12 protein-coding genes and 3 rRNA genes are annotated in these 20,968 nt (G+C 67.4%); 7 read left to right on the top strand and 8 right to left on the bottom strand.

Annotated elements, in window-relative coordinates; translation table 11 throughout:
• Positions 1 to 114: 114 nt before the first annotated feature.
• On the bottom strand, positions 115 to 882 hold the full coding sequence (locus N8I84_RS19605) for a TetR/AcrR family transcriptional regulator (protein WP_263230741.1): 768 nt from the start codon (positions 880 to 882) through the stop codon (positions 115 to 117).
• A gap of 382 nt (positions 883 to 1,264) precedes the next feature.
• On the opposite strand from N8I84_RS19605, the gene N8I84_RS19600 reads away from it, so the two are divergent.
• Positions 1,265 to 2,662: an NAD(P)/FAD-dependent oxidoreductase gene (locus tag N8I84_RS19600; protein ID WP_390898922.1), complete on the top strand. Its 1,398-nt coding sequence runs from the start codon at positions 1,265 to 1,267 to the stop codon at positions 2,660 to 2,662.
• Positions 2,663 to 2,869: 207 nt separating this feature from the next.
• A complete protein-coding gene (locus tag N8I84_RS19595; RefSeq protein ID WP_263230740.1) occupies positions 2,870 to 4,519 on the top strand; it encodes an ATP-binding SpoIIE family protein phosphatase in 1,650 nt (549 codons plus the stop codon).
• A gap of 18 nt (positions 4,520 to 4,537) precedes the next feature.
• Here the strand turns inward: N8I84_RS19595 and N8I84_RS19590 are convergent, their stop codons facing one another.
• Positions 4,538 to 5,812 (bottom strand): MFS transporter, encoded by a 1,275-nt coding sequence (locus tag N8I84_RS19590; RefSeq protein ID WP_263234818.1) that lies wholly within the window; start codon positions 5,810 to 5,812, stop codon positions 4,538 to 4,540.
• A gap of 160 nt (positions 5,813 to 5,972) precedes the next feature.
• Between N8I84_RS19590 and N8I84_RS19585 the strand changes: the two genes are divergently transcribed.
• From N8I84_RS19585 to N8I84_RS19565, 5 genes are all read left to right on the top strand, one after another.
• A complete protein-coding gene (locus tag N8I84_RS19585) occupies positions 5,973 to 6,521 on the top strand; it encodes a MarR family winged helix-turn-helix transcriptional regulator (protein WP_263230739.1) in 549 nt (182 codons plus the stop codon).
• Positions 6,522 to 7,186: 665 nt separating this feature from the next.
• A 16S ribosomal RNA gene (locus N8I84_RS19580) occupies positions 7,187 to 8,712 on the top strand.
• A 305-nt stretch (positions 8,713 to 9,017) separates the two neighbouring features.
• Positions 9,018 to 12,141 (top strand): 23S ribosomal RNA (locus N8I84_RS19575).
• A gap of 88 nt (positions 12,142 to 12,229) precedes the next feature.
• A 5S ribosomal RNA gene (gene rrf, locus N8I84_RS19570) occupies positions 12,230 to 12,346 on the top strand.
• The 16S, 23S and 5S rRNA genes sit together here, the layout of an rRNA operon.
• A gap of 101 nt (positions 12,347 to 12,447) precedes the next feature.
• The gene (locus tag N8I84_RS19565; RefSeq protein WP_263230738.1) at positions 12,448 to 13,017 is read left to right on the top strand and encodes a GNAT family N-acetyltransferase; all 570 of its coding nucleotides are present in this window, start codon (positions 12,448 to 12,450) and stop codon (positions 13,015 to 13,017) included.
• A gap of 20 nt (positions 13,018 to 13,037) precedes the next feature.
• On the opposite strand, the gene N8I84_RS19560 is transcribed toward N8I84_RS19565, so the two are convergent.
• The 6 genes from N8I84_RS19560 to N8I84_RS19535 all read right to left on the bottom strand — a co-directional run bounded on the left by N8I84_RS19560 (position 13,038) and on the right by N8I84_RS19535 (position 20,403).
• Positions 13,038 to 14,705, bottom strand: a complete 1,668-nt coding sequence (locus N8I84_RS19560; RefSeq protein WP_263230737.1) for a type IV secretory system conjugative DNA transfer family protein — start codon at positions 14,703 to 14,705, stop codon at positions 13,038 to 13,040.
• A gap of 33 nt (positions 14,706 to 14,738) precedes the next feature.
• A complete protein-coding gene (locus tag N8I84_RS19555; protein ID WP_263230736.1) occupies positions 14,739 to 16,163 on the bottom strand; it encodes an ATP-binding protein in 1,425 nt (474 codons plus the stop codon).
• A gap of 7 nt (positions 16,164 to 16,170) precedes the next feature.
• On the bottom strand, positions 16,171 to 17,730 hold the full coding sequence (locus N8I84_RS19550) for an SCO6880 family protein (protein WP_263230735.1): 1,560 nt from the start codon (positions 17,728 to 17,730) through the stop codon (positions 16,171 to 16,173).
• Positions 17,727 to 19,049, bottom strand: a complete 1,323-nt coding sequence (locus N8I84_RS19545; protein ID WP_263230734.1) for a hypothetical protein — start codon at positions 19,047 to 19,049, stop codon at positions 17,727 to 17,729. Before N8I84_RS19545 ends, N8I84_RS19550 begins: the two co-directional genes overlap by 4 nt.
• Entirely contained in the window at positions 19,039 to 19,875 is an 837-nt protein-coding gene (locus N8I84_RS19540) for a hypothetical protein (RefSeq protein WP_263230733.1), read from the bottom strand. The genes N8I84_RS19545 and N8I84_RS19540 overlap by 11 nt, the downstream gene beginning before the upstream one ends.
• Before the next feature lie 219 nt (positions 19,876 to 20,094).
• A complete protein-coding gene (locus N8I84_RS19535; protein ID WP_043441655.1) occupies positions 20,095 to 20,403 on the bottom strand; it encodes a hypothetical protein in 309 nt (102 codons plus the stop codon).
• Positions 20,404 to 20,968: the final 565 nt, after the last annotated feature.

The raw sequence follows: 20,968 nt of genomic DNA, 5'->3' as shown, positions 1-20,968 counted from the left end.
GCCGCGTCGGCGGGTGAACCGCACCTCCGCGCGGTCCGCGAGCGCCGCCGGGTCCCTCGGGCCCGGCGGCGCGCCGCGGCGGTCCTCCCTGGGCGGCGCGGCGGCCGGCCCGGCTCACACCGGACGGGACCGCAGGCCCTCCAGGAGGATGTCCAGCAGCCGCGCCGAGGCCGCCGCCTGGTGGGCGGCGTCCGGCAGTGAGGGTGCCGCCGTGGCGATCACCAGCAGCACGTCCGACACGGTGACGTCCGGCCGCAGTTCACCCGCCGCCCGTGCCCGCTCCACGAGCTGCCCGACGACCTCCAGCAGCGTCGCCGCTCCGGCGTCGTCGGGCTCCGGCGCGGACCGCTGCTCCACGAGCCGCAGCTCGGTGGACGACTCCGACCGCTGCTGCGGCACCCGGGCCCCGTCCACCGACCCCGCGTCGGACCCCTCCGTGCCCTCCTCGGCGACCCCCACCCGCAGCACGTGCGGCGGCAGCAGCCGTCCCGCGCCCGACGCCACCGATGTGCGCAGGAAGCGCGAGAGCGCCGACCACGGTTCGTCCTCCTGACCGAGCGCAGCCCTGGCCTGCTCGGTCAGCCGGGAGGTCTCCTCCTCGGCTATCCGCCGCACCAGGACGTCCTTGCTCGGGAAGCGCCGGTACACGGTGCCGACGCCGACCCGCGCGCGTCGCGCCACGTCCTCCATCGGCGCGCCGTACCCCAGCTCGCCGAAGACCTCGCGTGCCGCGCGCAGTACGTGCTCCAGATTGCGCTGTGCGTCCACACGCAGCGGCGTCGTCCGCGCACCCTCCCCGCGTCCGTTCTCCGCCGCCGCGCTCACCGTGCCCGCCGCCGCTACGGCGGACGCGGACGACCAATGAGAGTCCTGAATGTGCATAAGTGTTCCCCCGGTCCTGACGTCTCCCCCCGGAGACTCTCCCCGCTGCTGAAAACCGGAGCGTACGGAACAGGCGTCGTACGTGACCGGGCCCGCCCGTCGCGGACCCCCGAGCGCATCCCCCTACACCCCGTCAAGGCACGAACATAGTTGAGCGGGAGTCAATTCAGAAGGGGCGCGTTCCGGGCGGGTCGCCCCCCGATCGGAGTACCGGCCGGATTCGCCCCTTTCGTACCCCCCGTAGTAACCGCTCACACCCACGCTGACCTGCAGAGATTCCTCGCACGCCGGTGATTCGGCCAACCCTGCCCCAGGCGTCCGTCCCGTCACACAATTTGCCGGGCCTGTGGACAAATTCGGGCGCCGGGTGCCTCATGGGAAGGTGACGGCTGCATTCCACCGGGCGACACCCCCCGAACCCCCGAAGTGTGTGCGCATCCTCATCGTCGGCGGCGGCTACGTCGGCCTGTACACGGCGCTGCGCCTGCAACGGAAGCTGAAGGCGGAACTCCGCCGCGGCGAGGCGGAGATCGTGGTGGTCTCGCCCGACCCCTACATGACCTATCAGCCGTTCCTGCCGGAGGCGGCTGCCGGCGCCATCTCGCCGCGCCACGTGGTCGTCCCGCTGCGCCTCGTCCTGCCGGACTGCCACGTCCTCATCGGCGAGGCCACGGCCGTCGACCACGCCAAGCGGATCGCCACCGTCTCCACGCTCTCCAGCGAGGAGACCGGACAGACGGAACAGATCGCGTACGACGAACTCGTCCTCGCACCCGGTTCCATCTCGCGCACCCTCCCCATCCCCGGTCTCGCCGACCACGGCATCGGCTTCAAGACCGTCGAGGAGGCCATCGGCCTGCGCAACCACGTCATCGAACAGATGGACATCGCCTCCTCCACCCGCGACCCCGCGATCCGCGACGCGGCCCTCACCTTCGTCTTCGTGGGCGGCGGCTTCGCCGGCGTGGAGGCGCTCGGCGAGCTGGAGGACATGGCCCGCTACGCCGCCCGCTACTACCACAACGTCAAGCCCGAGGACATGCGGTGGATCCTCGTGGAGGCCTCCGACCGCATCCTCCCCGAGGTCGGCGAGGAGATGGGCCGCTACACCGTCACCGAGCTGCGCCGCCGCAACATCGACGTGCGCCTCGAGACCCGCCTGGAGTCCTGCGCCGACCGGGTCGCCGTCCTCTCCGACGGCTCCCGCTTCCCGACCCGTACGGTCGTGTGGACCGCCGGTGTGAAACCGCACCCGATCCTCGCCGCGACCGACCTGCCGCTGAACGAGCGCGGGCGCCTGAAGTGCACGCCGCAGCTGACCGTGGACGGCGTCACGCACGCGTGGGGCGCGGGAGACGCGGCCGCCGTCCCCGACGTCACCGCCGAGGAGCCCGGCAGGGAGACGGCACCCAACGCCCAGCACGCGCTGCGCCAGGCCAGGGTGCTCGGCGACAACATCGTGCACGCGCTGCGCGACGAACCCCTGGAGACGTACGCGCACAAGTACGTCGGTTCGGTGGCGTCCCTGGGGCTGCACAAGGGGGTCGCCCACGTCTACGGGCGCAAGCTCAAGGGCTGGCCCGCGTGGTTCATGCACCGCACGTACCACCTCAGCAGGGTGCCCACCTTCAACCGCAAGGCGCGCGTACTGGCCGAATGGACGCTGGCAGGCCTCTTCAAGAGGGAGATCGTGTCGCTCGGTTCACTCGAACATCCCCGTGCGGAGTTCGAACTGGCCGCCGGTGGAAAGCATTCTTCAGACCCGAAGGGGTCGAACTGAGCGGACCCAGGAACTCCGCCGGAAACACCGACGTCTGACGGATGTCGGTCCGGTCGGCCAGACTGGTCCACGACCTGGGCGGGCCGACCCTCGCCCTGACGCACCCATCAGGCTTTCCCCACAGCGCCGTACCCCCGGGGACTGGCCCCCGGACCCCCGCCCGGATCCGGAGCCGGCCGGAGACGACAACGACGAGGCAAGGAATCGGTGAACTTCACGCGCTGGAGCGCCCGGCTCCCCGGAACGCAGCGCCGCGCCGCAGCGCGGACCGACCATGCGGTCTCACCGGACCGGCGGGACGGCTCCGTGCCCGTGGCCCGTGCCGAGCGGCTCACCGACGACACGCCGAGCGTGCCCGCCCTCGACGAACTGCCGGCGCGGGAGGTCCTCGACCGCATCCCCGCCCTCGTCGCCCTGGTGCACGGCCCCGACCACCGCGTCGCCTACGTGAACGACGCCTACACGGCGGCCTTCGGCGCCCGCCCGGTCGGCGAACCCGCGCGCGCGGCACTGCCCGAGCTGGAGGCACTGGGCCTCCTCCCGCTCCTCGACCAGGTGCTGCGCAGCTCCAAGCCGCGCACGGTCAAGTCCCGCAAGGCGCCCGGCGGCCGTTCGTACACCTTCACCTGCACACCGGTGGACGCGCCCGACGACAAGTCCCGGGGCGTGCTCGTCTTCGCGGCCGACGTCACCGACCACGCCGACGCCGCCGAACGGCTGCGCGCCAGCGAGCGCGAGCAGCGCAGGACCGCGGTGACCCTCCAGCGCTCCCTGCTGCCCCAGGAACTCGAACAACCCGACGATCTGCGCATCGCCGCCACCTACCAGCCCGGCGGCACCGAGGCCGCGGTCGGCGGCGACTGGTACGACGTGATCACCCTCGGCGGCGGCCGCACCGCGCTGGTGATCGGTGACGTCATGGGCAGGGGCGTCCGCGCGGCGGCGGTGATGGGCCAGCTGCGCACCGCGGTGCGGGCGTACGCCCGCCTGGACCTGCCCCCGCACGAGGTCCTCCAGCTCCTGGACGGCCTCGCCACGGAGATCGACGCCAACCAGATCGCGACCTGCGTCTACGCCGTCCACGACCCGAACGAGGGCCGGCTGGTGTACGCCTCGGCCGGCCACCTCCCGATCCTGGTCCGCGACGAGAGCGGCAACGTCCTGCGCGCGGACGAACCCACCGGCCCACCCCTCGGCACCGGCGGCTGGATGCACTCCTCCGGCTCGGTACCGCTGACACCGGGATCCACGGCCGTCCTCTACACCGACGGCCTGGTGGAACGCCGCGACGCCGACCTGGACGAAGGCATCGCGGCTCTCGCGGGTGCGCTCGCCGGCGCCACGGGCACACCCCAGGTGATCTGCGACCGCCTGCTCCGTTCGGCGGGCGTCACGGCGGGCCACGACGACGACGTGGCGGTCCTGGTCCTCCAGCACCCGGCCCGGACGGGACCGGACGGCGAGCTGTTCCGCAACGCCGCACTGGAGTTGCTGGGCGGGGTGGAGGCGGCGCCACGCGCGCGTGCGTTCGCCTCCGGTGTGCTGACGAGCTGGCGGTTCCCGGCGGACCTGCACGATCACGGGGTCCTGGCGGCGAGCGAACTGGTCGCCAACTCGCTGCAGCACGGCACACCGCCCATGCGGCTGCGCCTGCGCCGCACGGACCGCCGTCTGATCATCGAGGTCACGGACGGCGACGACCACCTCCCGAGGCGCCGCCGCGCGGAACCCGCGGACGAAGCGGGCCGGGGCATCGCCATCGTGGCGGCGATCGCGTCGAGCTGGGGGTCACGGAGGACGCCCGGGGGCGGTAAGGCGGTGTGGTGCGAGTTCGCCCTGCCGAAGGCCGACGGTTGAGTTCCCGGGGCGGGGTGCTCAGGTGCGCGCCGATGCCGGCTCCGCCGACGTACCCCCCTGGGCCACCACCCGGCTCCTGCCCAGCGACGGCCGGTTCTGCGCCGGCGTCAGCAGCCGCCCGAGCCGCACCGCCAGCACCGTGATGCCCAGCGAGCACAGCAGGAAGGTCACGACGTAGGGCCCCGGCAGGGCCGCCGCGAGGGGACCACCCACCGCGGGCCCCACCGCCAGCGCCAACTGCTTCACCAGGGCGAACACCGAGTTGTACTGCCCCGCCATCCCCGTCGGCGCCAAGTCCGCCACCAGCGGCGCGACCGTCGGCGACAGCATCGCCTCACCCAGTCCGAACAGCGCGTACGTCGACACGAACGCGGCCGTCGCCATCTCCCGGCTGCCGTGACCCAGGCCTGCGTATCCCGCGACAGCCCACGCCACGGCCCAGATCAGCCCCACCGCCGCGATGACCCGCGTCCGCCTGCGCCGCTCCACGAACTTCAGCACCGCGAACTGCGCCACCACGATCGTCGCCGTGTTCGCCGCCAGCGCCGTACCCAGGGCGGACGTCGAGATCCCGGCCGCCTCCACGCCGTACGCGCTCAGCCCCGACTCGAACTGTCCGTAGCACGCGAAGAACAGCACGAAGCCCAGCACACAGAGCTGCACCATGGCACGGTTCCCCAGCAGCTGCCTCCAGCTCGCCCCGCCGCCCCGCGGCGCCGTCTCCTCGATCCTCGGCGCCCGCGGTATCCGCACCGTCGCCATGACCACGACCAGCAGGAGGAACATCGCCGCCTCGATCGCGAACAACAGCGTGAAGGAAGCCGCCCGCGACACGTCGACGAGGTGCCCGCCGATCAGCCCACCGACCCCGAGCCCCAGGTTCTGCAGGAAGAACTGCACCGCGAAGGCGCGCGACCGCGTCTCCGCGACCGAGCAGTCCACGATCATCGTGGCCAGCGCCGGCTGCATCACCGCCTGCCCGGCCCCGAGCAGCGCCGCCGACAGCAGCACGCTCACCGCGCCGGCCGCGACACCCAGGCTCAGCGAGCCCGCCGCGGCCATGACGAGGGCGGCGAGCAGCACCGGAAGCGGGCCGCGCCGGACGATGGCCCGCCCGGCGAACGGCAGCACGACCAGCGCGGCCACAGCGAAGACGGCGAGTACGAGACCCGCCGTCACAGCACCGAGATCCCGCACCTGCGCCACATAGACGTACAGATAGGGGACGGTGAAGCCGAGGCCGAACGCGCTGAGTGCGTTACCCACGTGGATCCGGCGCATCGCTGCGCCCATCGCCCTGGTCACTTTCACCTTCCTTGAGAAGCGGGCCGCCGAGAGCCGAGGTCTTACCTCTGAAGCGGTTAACCCTGAAGACTTCGAAGCTAAATTTCGAGGCTGAACAGTACACCTTGAAGGAGTTCAACGCCAAGCGGCCGCGTGTCATACTGCGGCCATGGGTGACACCCCCGGCGTGAGCGAGCCGACCCTCGACGAACAGATCGCCGCCTACCAGCGCGAGTTCCAGGACCTGGACCCGCAGGTGGAGAAGATCGTCTCGGCGCTGTCCCGGCTCAACCGCCGGATGAACGTCGCCTACGGCCGCCAGACCGCCGGGCTCGGTATCAGCAACACCGACTGGGAAGTCCTCAAGGCCCTCGTCCTCTCCGGCGCCCCCTACCGCATGGGCCCCAGCGACCTGGCCAAGCGGCTCGGTCTGACGCCGGCCGCGATGACCCACCGCATCGACCGCATGGTCGGCGAAGGGCTGGTCACCCGGGAGCGCGACGAGGCCAACCGCGTCCGCGTCATCGTCGAGCTGACCGACGAAGGTCGTGAGAAGTGGCTGGAGGCGATGCGCCTTGCCTCCGGATTCGAGGAGGACCTCCTCCAGGACCTCTCGCCCGAGGAACGCACGGTGCTGGGCGACGTGCTGACGCGCCTGCTGCGCCGCGTGGAGGATGCGCAGCCGGACGCCGGCGGTCGCCTCAGCGACCTGGACTGACGCCGCCCGCAGGTTTGACGCGGTGCCAGGTTGGGGAGGCTTGACAGTCCACCCCCCGATCCGTAAAGTTCTTCGGGTTGCCACGGGGCCGTAACGGTTCTGCGGCAGCACCTCCCGCCGCATCAGCGGCAACAAACCACTCAGCACGATCTCCCAACCGGGTCGATTTCGGCGTGCCCGAAATTGGATTTGATTGGGTACGGCGACCCCGATCCGCTCGATTGGGAATCGCCGGAGAGATCCGCTAGAGTCGGAGACGTCGGAACGGCCCAAAAGCCGCGAGGACAAGCCCGGTTGACTGGGCGTCGGACCCCGAAGGGAACTGAGGGATCTGATAGAGTCGACAAAGCCGGAAGGCCGAAAGGCCGGAAAGCACCGAGGAAATCGGATCGGAAAGATCTGATAGAGTCGGAAACACCGAAGGGAAGCGCCCGGAGGAAAGCCGAGAGAGCAAGTCTCTCCGGTGAGTACAAAGGAAGCGTCCGTTCCTTGAGAACTCAACAGCGTGCCAAAAGTCAACGCCAGATATGTTGATACCCCGTCTACCGGATCCTTCCGGTGACGAGGTTCCTTTGAAATAACACAGCGAGGACGCTGTGAACCGAGGGGATTATTCCTCCTCTTAGTTCCGCTCTCGTGGTGTTCATCCCGATCACGGGAAAACATTCACGGAGAGTTTGATCCTGGCTCAGGACGAACGCTGGCGGCGTGCTTAACACATGCAAGTCGAACGATGAAGCCCTTCGGGGTGGATTAGTGGCGAACGGGTGAGTAACACGTGGGCAATCTGCCCTGCACTCTGGGACAAGCCCTGGAAACGGGGTCTAATACCGGATACGACACGCTCAGGCATCTGATGCGTGTGGAAAGCTCCGGCGGTGCAGGATGAGCCCGCGGCCTATCAGCTTGTTGGTGAGGTAACGGCTCACCAAGGCGACGACGGGTAGCCGGCCTGAGAGGGCGACCGGCCACACTGGGACTGAGACACGGCCCAGACTCCTACGGGAGGCAGCAGTGGGGAATATTGCACAATGGGCGAAAGCCTGATGCAGCGACGCCGCGTGAGGGATGACGGCCTTCGGGTTGTAAACCTCTTTCAGCAGGGAAGAAGCGCAAGTGACGGTACCTGCAGAAGAAGCGCCGGCTAACTACGTGCCAGCAGCCGCGGTAATACGTAGGGCGCAAGCGTTGTCCGGAATTATTGGGCGTAAAGAGCTCGTAGGCGGCTTGTCACGTCGGGTGTGAAAGCCCGGGGCTTAACCCCGGGTCTGCATTCGATACGGGCTAGCTAGAGTTCGGTAGGGGAGATCGGAATTCCTGGTGTAGCGGTGAAATGCGCAGATATCAGGAGGAACACCGGTGGCGAAGGCGGATCTCTGGGCCGATACTGACGCTGAGGAGCGAAAGCGTGGGGAGCGAACAGGATTAGATACCCTGGTAGTCCACGCCGTAAACGGTGGGCACTAGGTGTGGGCGACATTCCACGTCGTCCGTGCCGCAGCTAACGCATTAAGTGCCCCGCCTGGGGAGTACGGCCGCAAGGCTAAAACTCAAAGGAATTGACGGGGGCCCGCACAAGCGGCGGAGCATGTGGCTTAATTCGACGCAACGCGAAGAACCTTACCAAGGCTTGACATACACCGGAAAGCATTAGAGATAGTGCCCCCCTTGTGGTCGGTGTACAGGTGGTGCATGGCTGTCGTCAGCTCGTGTCGTGAGATGTTGGGTTAAGTCCCGCAACGAGCGCAACCCTTGTCCCGTGTTGCCAGCAGGCCCTTGTGGTGCTGGGGACTCACGGGAGACCGCCGGGGTCAACTCGGAGGAAGGTGGGGACGACGTCAAGTCATCATGCCCCTTATGTCTTGGGCTGCACACGTGCTACAATGGCCGGTACAAAGAGCTGCGATACCGTGAGGTGGAGCGAATCTCAAAAAGCCGGTCTCAGTTCGGATTGGGGTCTGCAACTCGACCCCATGAAGTCGGAGTCGCTAGTAATCGCAGATCAGCAGTGCTGCGGTGAATACGTTCCCGGGCCTTGTACACACCGCCCGTCACGTCACGAAAGTCGGTAACACCCGAAGCCGGTGGCCCAACCCCTTGTGGGAGGGAGCTGTCGAAGGTGGGACTGGCGATTGGGACGAAGTCGTAACAAGGTAGCCGTACCGGAAGGTGCGGCTGGATCACCTCCTTTCTAAGGAGCACTTCTCACCAGCTTCGGCTGGTCAGAGGCCAGTACATCGGCGAACGTCTGATGCTGGTTGCTCATGGGTGGAACGTTGACTACTCGGCCTGTTCGGGGTCACTGGACTGTTAGTACTGCTTCGGCGTGGAACACAGCATCGGTGGACTGGACTGGTCGGGCACGCTGTTGGGTGTCTGAGGGTGCGGCCGTTTGGTCGTCCTTCGATGCCGGCCCCAGTGAACTTGCTGTTTTTCGGCAGGGTGATGGGTGGTTGGTCGTTGTTTGAGAACTGCACAGTGGACGCGAGCATCTGTGGCCAAGTTTTTAAGGGCGCACGGTGGATGCCTTGGCACCAGGAACCGATGAAGGACGTGGGAGGCCGCGATAGTCCCCGGGGAGTCGTCAACCAGGCTTTGATCCGGGGGTTTCCGAATGGGGAAACCCGGCAGTCGTCATGGGCTGTCACCCACTGCTGAACACATAGGCAGTGTGGAGGGAACGCGGGGAAGTGAAACATCTCAGTACCCGCAGGAAGAGAAAACAACCGTGATTCCGGGAGTAGTGGCGAGCGAAACTGGATGAGGCTAAACCTCAAGCGTGTGAGACCCGGCAGGGGTTGCGTTTGGGGGGTTGTGGGATCTCTCTTCTACGGTCTGCCGGCCGTAGGGCGAGTCAGAAACCGTTGATGTAGACGAAGGACATGCGAAAGGTCCGGCGTAGAGGGTAAGACCCCCGTAGTCGAAATGTCAGCGGCTTGCTTGAGAGACACCCAAGTAGCACGGGGCCCGAGAAATCCCGTGTGAATCTGGCGGGACCACCCGCTAAGCCTAAATATTCCCTGGTGACCGATAGCGGATAGTACCGTGAGGGAATGGTGAAAAGTACCCCGGGAGGGGAGTGAAATAGTACCTGAAACCGTGTGCCTACAAGCCGTGGGAGCGTCGGACATCAGCTTGCTGGTGTCTCGTGACTGCGTGCCTTTTGAAGAATGAGCCTGCGAGTTTGCGGTGTGTTGCGAGGTTAACCCGTGTGGGGTAGCCGTAGCGAAAGCGAGTCCGAATAGGGCGTTGGAGTAGCACGCTCAAGACCCGAAGCGGAGTGATCTAGCCATGGGCAGGTTGAAGCGGAGGTAAGACTTCGTGGAGGACCGAACCCACCAGGGTTGAAAACCTGGGGGATGACCTGTGGTTAGGGGTGAAAGGCCAATCAAACTCCGTGATAGCTGGTTCTCCCCGAAATGCATTTAGGTGCAGCGTCGTGTGTTTCTTGCCGGAGGTAGAGCACTGGATAGGCGATGGGCCCTACCGGGTTACTGACCTTAGCCAAACTCCGAATGCCGGTAAGTGAGAGCGCGGCAGTGAGACTGTGGGGGATAAGCTCCATGGTCGAGAGGGAAACAGCCCAGAGCATCGACTAAGGCCCCTAAGCGTACGCTAAGTGGGAAAGGATGTGGAGTCGCACAGACAACCAGGAGGTTGGCTTAGAAGCAGCCACCCTTGAAAGAGTGCGTAATAGCTCACTGGTCTAGTGATTCCGCGCCGACAATGTAGCGGGGCTCAAGCGTACCGCCGAAGTCGTGTCATTGCAGCATGTACTCCCAACGGAGGCTGTGATGGGTAGGGGAGCGTCGTCTGCCGGGTGAAGCAGCGCCGGAAGGTAGTTGTGGACGGTTGACGAGTGAGAATGCAGGCATGAGTAGCGATTCACACGTGAGAAACGTGTGCGCCGATTGACTAAGGGTTCCTGGGTCAAGCTGATCTGCCCAGGGTAAGTCGGGACCTAAGGCGAGGCCGACAGGCGTAGTCGATGGATAACCGGTTGATATTCCGGTACCCGCTGTGAAGCGTCAAACATCGAATCCAGTGATGCTAAGCCCGTGAAGCCGCCTGCCACCGTCTTTGACGTTGGTGGGAGTGGTGGAGCCGGTGACCCGAGCTGGTAGTAGGTGAGTGATGGGGTGACGCAGGAAGGTAGTCCATCCCGGGCGGTGGTTGTCCCGGGGTAAGGGTGTAGGCCGGTGTGTAGGCAAATCCGCACACCTTGTGGCTGAGACCTGATGCCGAGCCGATTGTGGTGAAGTGGATGATCCTATGCTGTCGAGAAAAGCCTCTAGCGAGTTTCATGGCGGCCCGTACCCTAAACCGACTCAGGTGGTCAGGTAGAGAATACCGAGGCGTTCGGGTGAACTATGGTTAAGGAATTCGGCAAAATGCCCCCGTAACTTCGGGAGAAGGGGGGCCACGTCTGGTGAGGGAACTTGCTTCCTGAGCTGGGGGTGGCCGCAGAGACCAGCGAGAAGCGACTGTTTACTAAAAACACAGGTCCGTGCGAAGCCGTAAGGCGATGTATACGGACTGACGCCTGCCCGGTGCTGGAACGTTAAGGGGACCGGTTAGCTCACTTTCGGGTGGGCGAAGCTGAGAACTTAAGCGCCAGTAAACGGCGGTGGTAACTATAACCATCCTAAGGTAGCGAAATTCCTTGTCGGGTAAGTTCCGACCTGCACGAATGGCGTAACGACTTCTCGACTGTCTCAACCATAGGCCCGGTGAAATTGCACTACGAGTAAAGATGCTCGTTTCGCGCAGCAGGACGGAAAGACCCCGGGACCTTTACTACAGTTTGATATTGGTGTTCGGTTCGGCTTGTGTAGGATAGCTGGGAGACTGTGAAGCCTGGACGCCAGTTCGGGTGGAGTCGTCGTTGAAATACCAGTCTGGTCGTGCTGGATGTCTAACCCGGGTCCGTGATCCGGATCGGGGACAGTGTCTGATGGGTAGTTTAACTGGGGCGGTTGCCTCCTAAAGGGTAACGGAGGCGCCCAAAGGTTCCCTCAGCCTGGTTGGCAATCAGGTGTTGAGTGTAAGTGCACAAGGGAGCTTGACTGTGAGACCGACGGGTCGAGCAGGGACGAAAGTCGGGACTAGTGATCCGGCGGTGGCTTGTGGAAGCGCCGTCGCTCAACGGATAAAAGGTACCCCGGGGATAACAGGCTGATCTTCCCCAAGAGTCCATATCGACGGGATGGTTTGGCACCTCGATGTCGGCTCGTCGCATCCTGGGGCTGGAGTCGGTCCCAAGGGTTGGGCTGTTCGCCCATTAAAGCGGTACGCGAGCTGGGTTTAGAACGTCGTGAGACAGTTCGGTCCCTATCCGCTGTGCGCGTAGGAGTCTTGAGAAGGGCTGTCCCTAGTACGAGAGGACCGGGACGGACGAACCTCTGGTGTGCCAGTTGTTCTGCCAAGGGCATGGCTGGTTGGCTACGTTCGGGAGGGATAACCGCTGAAAGCATCTAAGCGGGAAGCCTGCTTCGAGATGAGGACTCCCACCCACTTGATGGGGTAAGGCTCCCAGTAGACGACTGGGTTGATAGGCCAGGTCTGGAAGCCCGGTAACGGGTGGAGGTGACTGGTACTAATAGGCCGAGGGCTTGTCCTCAGTTGCTCGCGTCCACTGTGTTGGTTCTGAAACCACGAACAACCCCGCCGTGATTGTCACGGCGGCCGGGTTGTCAGTTTCATAGTGTTTCGGTGGTCATAGCGTGAGGGAAACGCCCGGTTACATTCCGAACCCGGAAGCTAAGCCTTACAGCGCCGATGGTACTGCAGGGGGGACCCTGTGGGAGAGTAGGACACCGCCGAACAATTCTTGAGAAAGAGCCCCAACTCCCGGGTGAGCCCGGTGAGTTGGGGCTTTTTCGCGTCCCGTGACGGGGCCGGCGACGGGTGACGTACGGTTGCCTCCATGAGCAGTCCCGAGATCGCTGAGACATATGTCGTTCGTGGAATACGTGCCGAGGAGTGGCCTGCTGTGAAGGCACTGCGGCTCCTCGCGCTCCAGGACCCCGTGGCACACCTCGCCTTCCTGGAAACGTACGACGAGGCCCTGGCCAAGCCAGACTCCTTCTGGCAGGAGCGAGCAGCCGGCGCTGCCGAGGGGGCGTCCGGCGTCCACCAGATCGTCGCGCAGGGCCCGGACGGCGAGTGGGTCGGCACCGTCACCGTGCTGCTGGAGGAGGCCGGCACCAAGGACTGGGCCGGGTTTCCGGTCGACCGGCGGCAGGGGCATGTCGTCGGCGTGTACGTGCGGCCCGAGCACCGCGGGTGCGGGCTGACCGAGGTGTTGTTCGACGAGGCCCTGGAGTGGGCCTGGAGCCGTGGCGTTGAGCGTGTGCGGCTGATCGTGCACGAGGACAACGGTCGCGCCCAGGCGTTCTATCGGAAGGCGGGGTTCACGCCGACCGGGGTCACCGTGCCGGTGTCCGCGGTCGGTGGCGAGGAGCAGGAACTGGAAATGGCGATCGAGCGGCCGTAGGCGGGGCCGGCCGGGGACGGCTACACGGGCAGTTCGTACTGGGGCCAGCGGCTGCGGGCCTGTTCCCTGGAGCGGAGGAGGGCGAGGGTCGGCAGGCCCTGGTCCGCTCCCGCCGTCAGGAGATCCGGGAGCCGGGGCAGTGGTGCCACCGCTGCCACGTCGTCCAGGACCAGGGTGAGTGGTGGGTCGAGGCGACCGGAGGATGACCGTTCGGCCATGCGGCGGCCGCGCTCGACCACGCTGGAGGCGAGGGCCGTCAGCAGCGGCATCGCGCCGGGGTGCTGGCGGGGATCCTCGATGGATTCACCGACCACATAAAGTGTGCCCCCTTCGTTGACGAAGGAATCCAAGGCGAGGCTGTCATTTCGGTTGGGTGTGCATGCCTCGCGGATATTGACCGTGAAGAGAGAGGACAGTGCGCGGGCAGTCAGTTCCTGCGCCATGTCCCTGCGTTCGGGGTGCGAGGTGAGCGCGGCCTCCAGTTCGCCGGCCGCGCCGGACGACGCCTTGGGGTTCGTCCGCAGGGCGCGTACGGCCTCCTGCACCTGTGTGCCCTGGGCCCAGCGGTGGATGTGCCGGATGGTGCGGCCCTCTATGGCGGCGGCGTGCAGATAGCTCCGCAGGAGCGTTTCCGCCACATCGGCCACCGCCTGGTCGATGCGGGCCGTGGGGCGGACGGGGGCGAGCAGCGCCACAGCGCGTGCGGCGGCGGTCGCCTTGTCCTCGCAGCCGGCGGACGGCGACCAGTGCAGCCGTGCCGGGGTGTCGCACAGGTGGGAGGGGTCGTAGAGGAGGACGGGCCCCAGTTTGGCGCGGGCGTCCTTGGTCTCGGACCACAGGGCGGGGCTGGAGGTGATGACGAGCGCCGGTCCCTCCGCGTCGCGCACGGCCTGGGCGGCGACGGGATGACGGACGTCGGGGCCGCCGAGGACGACGGAGGGCGCCCTCCGGCTGTCAGGGACGGGAGCAGGGGTGCCGGGGGCCGCGAGCGCGGGGGTCACGGGCAGGGCCTGTTCGACACCTGTCGTGGAGGGAGCCGGGCCGGTGGCCGGCGTCGGCGGTCTAGTACCGAGGTGCTCGGATAGGGGTGCGGCGGCCGGGGCCGCGGCGGGGTAGGGGGCCGACGAGTCCGGGGCAGCGGCGGTGAGCGAACCGGCCGCCAGATCGGGCACCGCCCCCTGCGGTCTCCAGGCCGTCTCTCCGCGCGGTCCCACGGCGACGTCCCCGTGCGGTCGTACGGCGACGTCCACGCGTGGTCCTACTGCCACGTCCCCGTGCCGCCCGCCGGCCGCCGCCTCCGCCTTCCTCCGGACCCGTACGGCTCTCCACCGTGCCACCGTGCCGATCGCGAAGACCGTCAGCACGAACAGCACCATCAGTTCGCCTATGAACAGGCCCCAGAACAGCCCGTATCCGGAGAGCTGGTCCGGTGGTGTGTCCGGCCACGCGCCCGTGATGTCGTGGGGTTCGGTGATCAGGTGGCGCATGGCCACCGGGGTGCTGCTGATCCGTACGCCGTGCGGCCACGCGCCCCGGGCGAACCAGCCCGCGAGGCCCGTGGCCGACCACACCATCAGCGTCACGCCGAGCAGGAAGGCGAGCAGGCCCACCAACAGCCCGTCGGGCACACCGCCCTGGCCGTCCTGCCGCCGCGCCTGCCGCTCCTGCCGCTCCGTGCCTGGTCTCATCGGGACTCCAAGAACCCCATGTCGTCCATGTCCCTACGCCACCGTGGTCTCGGACGAGCCGTCCAGATCGCTCAGTCGTTGTTCGACGAATGCCGCCGCGCGTTCCTCCGCCTCGAGCTCCGCGGCGCGCAGCGCGTCGTCCCGCAGACGGTCGCTCGACGACTCCGTCATCGCGCGGTCGGTGAAGACCAGCGGCCGTTCCATCTCCGTGACGAGGTGTTTGACGACCTGTACGTTGCCGTTGACGTCCCACACCGCGATACCAGGGGTGAGCGTCGGGATGATCTCCACCGCCCAGCGCGGCAGGCCGAGGACCCGGCCCGTCGCTCGTGCCTCGTCGGCCTTCTGGGCGTAGATGGTCCTGGTCGACGCCATTTTCAGGATCGCCGCCGCTTCCTTGGCCGCCGCTCCGTCCACCACGTCGCTCAGGTGGTGGACCACGGCCACGAAGGACAGGCCGAGGCGCCGGCCGAACTTCAGCAGTCGCTGGAACAGCTGGGCGACGAACGGGCTGTTGATGATGTGCCAGGCCTCCTCGACCAGGAAGATGCGCTTCTTCCGGTCGGGGCGGATCCAGGTGTGCTCCAGCCACACACCGACGATCGCCATCAGGATCGGCATGGCGATGGAGTTGCGGTCGATGTGGGACAGGTCGAACACGATGAGCGGGGCGTCGAGGTCGATGCCGACCGTGGTCGGGCCGTCGAACATGCCGCGGAGGTCGCCGTCGACCAGGCGGTCCAGGACGAGGGCCACATCCAGCCCCCAGGCCCGTACGTCGTCCAGGGCGACGTTCATCGCCTCCGCCGACTCGGGCTCGGGGTGCCGTAGCTGCTCGACGATGTCGGTGAGCACGGGCTGGCGTTCGACGATCGTCTCGTTGACGTACGCGTGCGCGACCTTCAGGGCGAAGCCGGACCGTTCGTCCAGGCCGTGGCCCATGGCGACCTCGATGATCGTGCGGAGCAGGGCCAGCTGTCCGGTCGTGGTGATCGCGGGGTCGAGCGGGTTGAGCCGGATGCCGTGGTCGAGGGCGGCCATCGGGTCGAGCCGGATGGGTGTTATCCCCAGCTCCTCGGCGATGAGGTTCCACTCGCCGACGCCGTCCTCGCCCTGCGCGTCCAGGACCACGACCTGCCGGTCGCGGAACCTGAGCTGGCGCAGGACGTACGTCTTCTCCAGCGCCGACTTGCCGTTGCCGGACTCGCCGAGGACGAGCCAGTGCGGAGCCGGGAGCTGCTGGCCGTACAGCTGGAAGGGGTCGTAGATGTATCCCTTCCCGGAGTAGACCTCGCGGCCGATGATGACGCCGGAGTCGCCGAGGCCGGGTGCGGCCGTCGGCAGGTAGACGGCCTGGGCCTGGCCCGTGGAGGTGCGGACGGGCAGCCGGGTCGTCTCGACCTTGCCGAAGAGGAAGGACGTGAAGGCGTCGGTCAGGACGGACAGCGGATCCCGCATCAGGGCCTTACCTCCGAATGCCGGTGGCGAAGGGGAGCGTGTTCACGAAGGCCCGGTGGTGCTCGCGGTCGCACCACTCCAGCTTCAGATACGACTTGCCTGCCGAGGCACGGATGGTCCGCTTGTCGCGGGCCAGGGCTTCCGGGGAACGGGATGAGACGGTGATGTACCCGACCAGGTTGACGCCCGCGGCGCCGCTCGCGAGGTCCTCGCCGCGCTGGTCGAGGCGGGAGTGGGCGGCGATGTCGCGGGGGTCGACGGTGCGGTTCATCTTGGCGGCGCGGCTCGCCTCCGCCTCGTCGTTGGTCTTCTCGGTGAGCATGCGCTCGATGGCGATCTCGGTGGGTTCGAGGTCCATCGTGACGGCGACGGTGCGGATGACGTCCGGGGTGTGGACGAGGAGGGGCGCGAGGAAGTTCACGCCGACCGGGGTCATCGGCCACTCCTTGACCCAGGCGGTGGCATGGCACCAGGGCGCGCGGGTGGAGGACTCGCGGGTCTTGGCCTGGAGGTAGGTGGGCTCCGTGGCGTCGAGCTCGGCGGGCCAGGCGTTGCGCTTGGTCATCGCCTGGATGTGGTCGATGGGGTGGTCCGGGTCGTACATGGAGTGGATGAGGGAGGCGAGCCGTCCCTGTCCCAGCGGCTGCCGGACACGGATGTCGGCCTCCTGGAGCCGGGAGCAGATGTCGGTCAGCTCGCGGGCCATCACCACCGCGAGCCCGGCGTCACGGTCGACCTTCTTGCCGCTCTGCGGCCTGGCGGCGCGCGCCATGGCCTGCGCCTCGGCGGCCAGCTCACGGGTGTAGTGCATGCAGGCGACGAGGTAGGCGCGGTGCTGCTCGCTGCTGGTGGACACCATGGACAGCAGTTGGTCGTAGGACTGCCGCAGCCAGGTCGGCGAGCGCTCGTCGCCGCGCTGGGAGACGTCCTTGGCGTGCGCGTCCGGGTCGGCGGGCAGGGTGCGGGCCAGCATCTGGAGGCGGGTGACGAAGCCGTCGCCGTTCGCGACGTGCTTCAGCAGGGTGCCGAAGCGGTCGACGAGGGCCTCCTGGTCCTCGCTGTCGCGCAGGCCGACGCCGGGGCCCTCGATCTCGATCGCGGCGGTGACCGTCCTGCGGTCGGCGTGCAGGAGGACGGCGATCTCGTCGGGTCCGAAGGGGGCGGCGAGCCAGGAGATGCGGCCGATGCCCGGGGGCGGCCCGATCTCGACCTCGCGCCCGTCGAGCCCGGTGCCGGCCTCCATGGCCGTGGACCGGTACGTCGCGCCCTGGCGCAGGGTGCGCTTGTAACTGCGGTTGATCTCGAACCACTTGTAGAACGTGCGGTGCTTGTACGGCACGTACACGGCGGCCAGCGCGAGCAGCGGGAAGCCCATCAGCAGCACGATGCGCAGGGACAGGACGGGGACGAGGAGCCCGCACATCATGCCGAGGAACGCGCCCGCGATGATCAGCGCGATCTCACCGGTCTCGCGGTTGCGGCCGATGATCGCGTTCGGCCGGGCGCGGCCGATCAGATATGTACGGCGGGGCGTGACCGGATGGGACACGTGGGACTCGGTCGTCAACGCCCTTCACCTCCCGTGCGGTTGGTACTGCTGTTGCGGGTGCTGCCGGCGTGCGGTGACTGGGCGGGGCTGGTCCGTGGCGGGGGCGCGGAGGGGACGGCTCCGCCGCCTGGGGTGCGGGTGCTGTGCGCGGCCACACCGCCGGAGGCCGGGTTGGCGGGGCGGGGCGGCTGGGTCGCGCCCGCGGACGCGCCGCCGTTGCTGTCGGCACGGGTGCTGTGGGTCTTGATGCCCTGGGCGACGAGGGTCGCCGGGGAGCTGATGACGGCGGCGGCCTTGCGCTCGGCGCCCTGCATGATGCGGTTGTTGCGGGAGTTGGCGATCTCGTCGCCGAAACCGGGCACGAACCGGTAGATCATGGCGCTCGAGAAGATGGCGAGCAGGATGATGGCGAGACCGGAGACCACGGCGGCGAGCGAGTCCGGGCCGCCCTCGCCGGCGAGGGCGCCGGCGAGGCCGAGCACGATGACGATGACCGGCTTGACCAGGATGACCGCGATCATGATGCCCGCCCAGCGGCGGACGTGGCCCCAGAGGTTCTTGTCGACGAGTCCGGAGTAGACGACGACGCCGAGCAGGGCGCCGACGTAGAGGAGGACGGCCCGCAGGAACAGCTCGAGGTAGAGGACGCCGGCGGCGAGGATCGACACCAGCGAGACGATGATCAGCATGATCGGGCCGCCGCCGATGTCGGTGCCCTTGCTGAGCGCGCCGGAGAAGGTGCCGAAGAACGTGGTCGTCTGGTCGCCGGTGGCCTTGGCCAGGACGTCACTGACGGCGTCGGTCGCCGAGACGACGGTGTACAGGATCAGCGGGGTGAAGGCGGAGGCCAGCACCGTGAGCCAGAGGAAGCCGACGGCTTCGCTGATGGCGGTGCCCAGGGGCACACCGCGCACGGCCCGCTTGGCCACGGCCAGCAGCCACAGGACGAGGGTGAGGATGGCGGAGGCCGCGAAGACGATGGCGTACTGCTGGAGGAACTTCTGATTCGTGAAGTCGACGCTCGCGGTCTCCTTCACGGCCTCACTGAGCTTGTCGATGGTCCAGGAGGCGGCTTTGGCACAGCCCTTTGCGAGGGAGGAGAGGGGGTCGAGGGGGTTGCTGTCCGGGACGATGGATGGACCGCCCCCGGAGTTCGAGCCGTTGTCTTGCTCGCAGCGGCTCCTGGCGGGTCCGACGATGAGGTCGCACGTGTTCTGCGATGGGGACGGAGAAGGGGAGGGCGCTGCAGCGGCTCGGGAGGCCAACAGGACGGCAGAGGTCTGCAGGGCTGTGAGCGCTGCAGTGATCTTGAGGGTGCGGCGCGGGCTACCGGGCATAGGTGAAGCCTCCGAACTCCTCGACGGCCTTCGAGATCTCCTCGGACGTTGAGACCTTGTTGTCGCCGTTGACCGGCGCAGGCCCTTCCTTCTGGGAGAAGCTGTCGACCTTCCAGTCGCCGCCGGACCAGCGCATCTGGAGCGTCATGGTGAAGTAGTCGTTGCTGACCGGGTTGGTCGAGGTGTCGCCCGTCGTGCCGAAGACGCCCGTGCACCAGACCTCGACGGTCGCGGCGGTGTCCGAGTACTGCGTGGTCTTGGTGCCGATGGGCATGGTGCGCGAGACGTACGTGTGGCCCCCGATGGGGTTGCCGTTCTCATCCAGGCCGAGCTTGTTCAGGAAATCCTTGCTGTACACCTTGGTGAATTTGGCCTCGAGCGTGGAAACCTGGCTGGGGACGAACACCTGTTGCAGGATCTGGCTGCGCCGCGCCGGCTTGAGGATGTCGGCAGAAACCAGCGCCACCGCATAGTTGGCCGCAGCCGACTCCGCCCCCTGCTGATCACGCGCGAAGCCCGAAGGGATCCCCCCGGTCTTCGACTGCACCGGTCGTGCCCCCGAAGCCGCCGTAGGGGCCGCGCCCGCTTTGGTCTCGTTGCCGTCCGCAGATGTCGAACCCCCGTCCCCGCGGTTCGCGAAGGCGATCGCTGCGATCAGGAGGACGACCACGCCGACCACCGTGACCAGGCTCCGGGACGAGGACCGGCCCCGCCGGGCACCCCCGTACACGTCACCGCTCCGGCCGCCCGGCAGCCGGGTGCGGGTCTGCCCGACTCCGCCGTACTCCGTGTCGCCCCCGCCGGAGGCACCGTCACCGAGACTCACGCCGCGCACGCCCCCTTCAGCTGTTGGCCGCTTCGAACCGCGTAGTACGACGGTAGTCGTGCTGGTTGCCGCGCGGGCGCGGTGTGGTGACTCGACATCAGGGAAACGCAACCTCAGCCGGTGGGCGCGACGACGGACGAATGGGTCGGAGGGGCTACCGGGCGCGCCCGGCCGGGGACTGACGGTGCGCCAGCTGGGCCCGGCGGTCCGGGGCCGGGCCTAGACGGCCATGCCGTACACGATCGTGAACAGCGTGCCCAGGGAGCCGATGATGAAGACCCCGGTCAGACCCGCGATGATGAGGCCCTTGCCCTGCTCGGCGCTGAACGTGTCGCGCAGGGCCGTCGCGCCGATGCGCTGTTTGGCCGCGCCCCAGATCGCGATCGCCAGGCAGAGCAGGATGGCGACGGCCATCACCACCTCGACCATCACGCGAGCCTCGTTGCCCAGGCTGCCGAACGGTCCCCAGTCTGGGGCGATACCGCCGATGATCGTGTTGATGTCGCCTTTTGCGGCCGCGAGATGCATGTAAGTCACCGCCCCTGTTGGGTTGTTCCGTACCCCCTGCCACCGTCGCAGGGGTCAGGGCCATTCTCGCCGACAATGCCGCTGTCGTATGTCGACTTGGCGTCATTGATTGGCGGGTTTCGTACGTGTCCCTTGCGTCCGGCCCGCGTGGGACCCTCGCGAGCGGCGTGGACCGGTGGGTGAAGGGGCGTATGGTCACTGTGTGTATCACGGCAGGTCACGCCGGGCAATGAAGTCGCTGCGGAACCTGGTGTGTGGTTCCGTCGTTAACTTCTTCTGCGCCCTGAGGCCTGGTTGGCCCCCTGGCGGCAGCCGACCGGCCGGCCCGTGGCGTACGGGCGTCACCCGTACGAGCGGAAGGCTATCCCTGAACGGGGGGCGCGCACGCGTCGGGTGGTGGCATGTCAGATCGCACGGATGTGCGCCGAAGCACGGGGCGTACGGGGAGCCGGGAGCACGCACGGCGACGGGCCGCGGCCGGTTGCCGCGGCCCGTCTCCCGGAGGGTGCCGTCGGTAAGTCCCCACTTACTCGCTGACGGCGTCCGTCATGTGCGGGGGAAGGGG

Source organism: Streptomyces cynarae (assembly GCF_025642135.1).
Lineage (GTDB): Bacteria > Actinomycetota > Actinomycetes > Streptomycetales > Streptomycetaceae > Streptomyces > Streptomyces cynarae.
The sequence above is the reverse complement of the archived record's forward strand: the minus strand, read 5'-3'. Positions and strand labels throughout refer to the sequence as shown.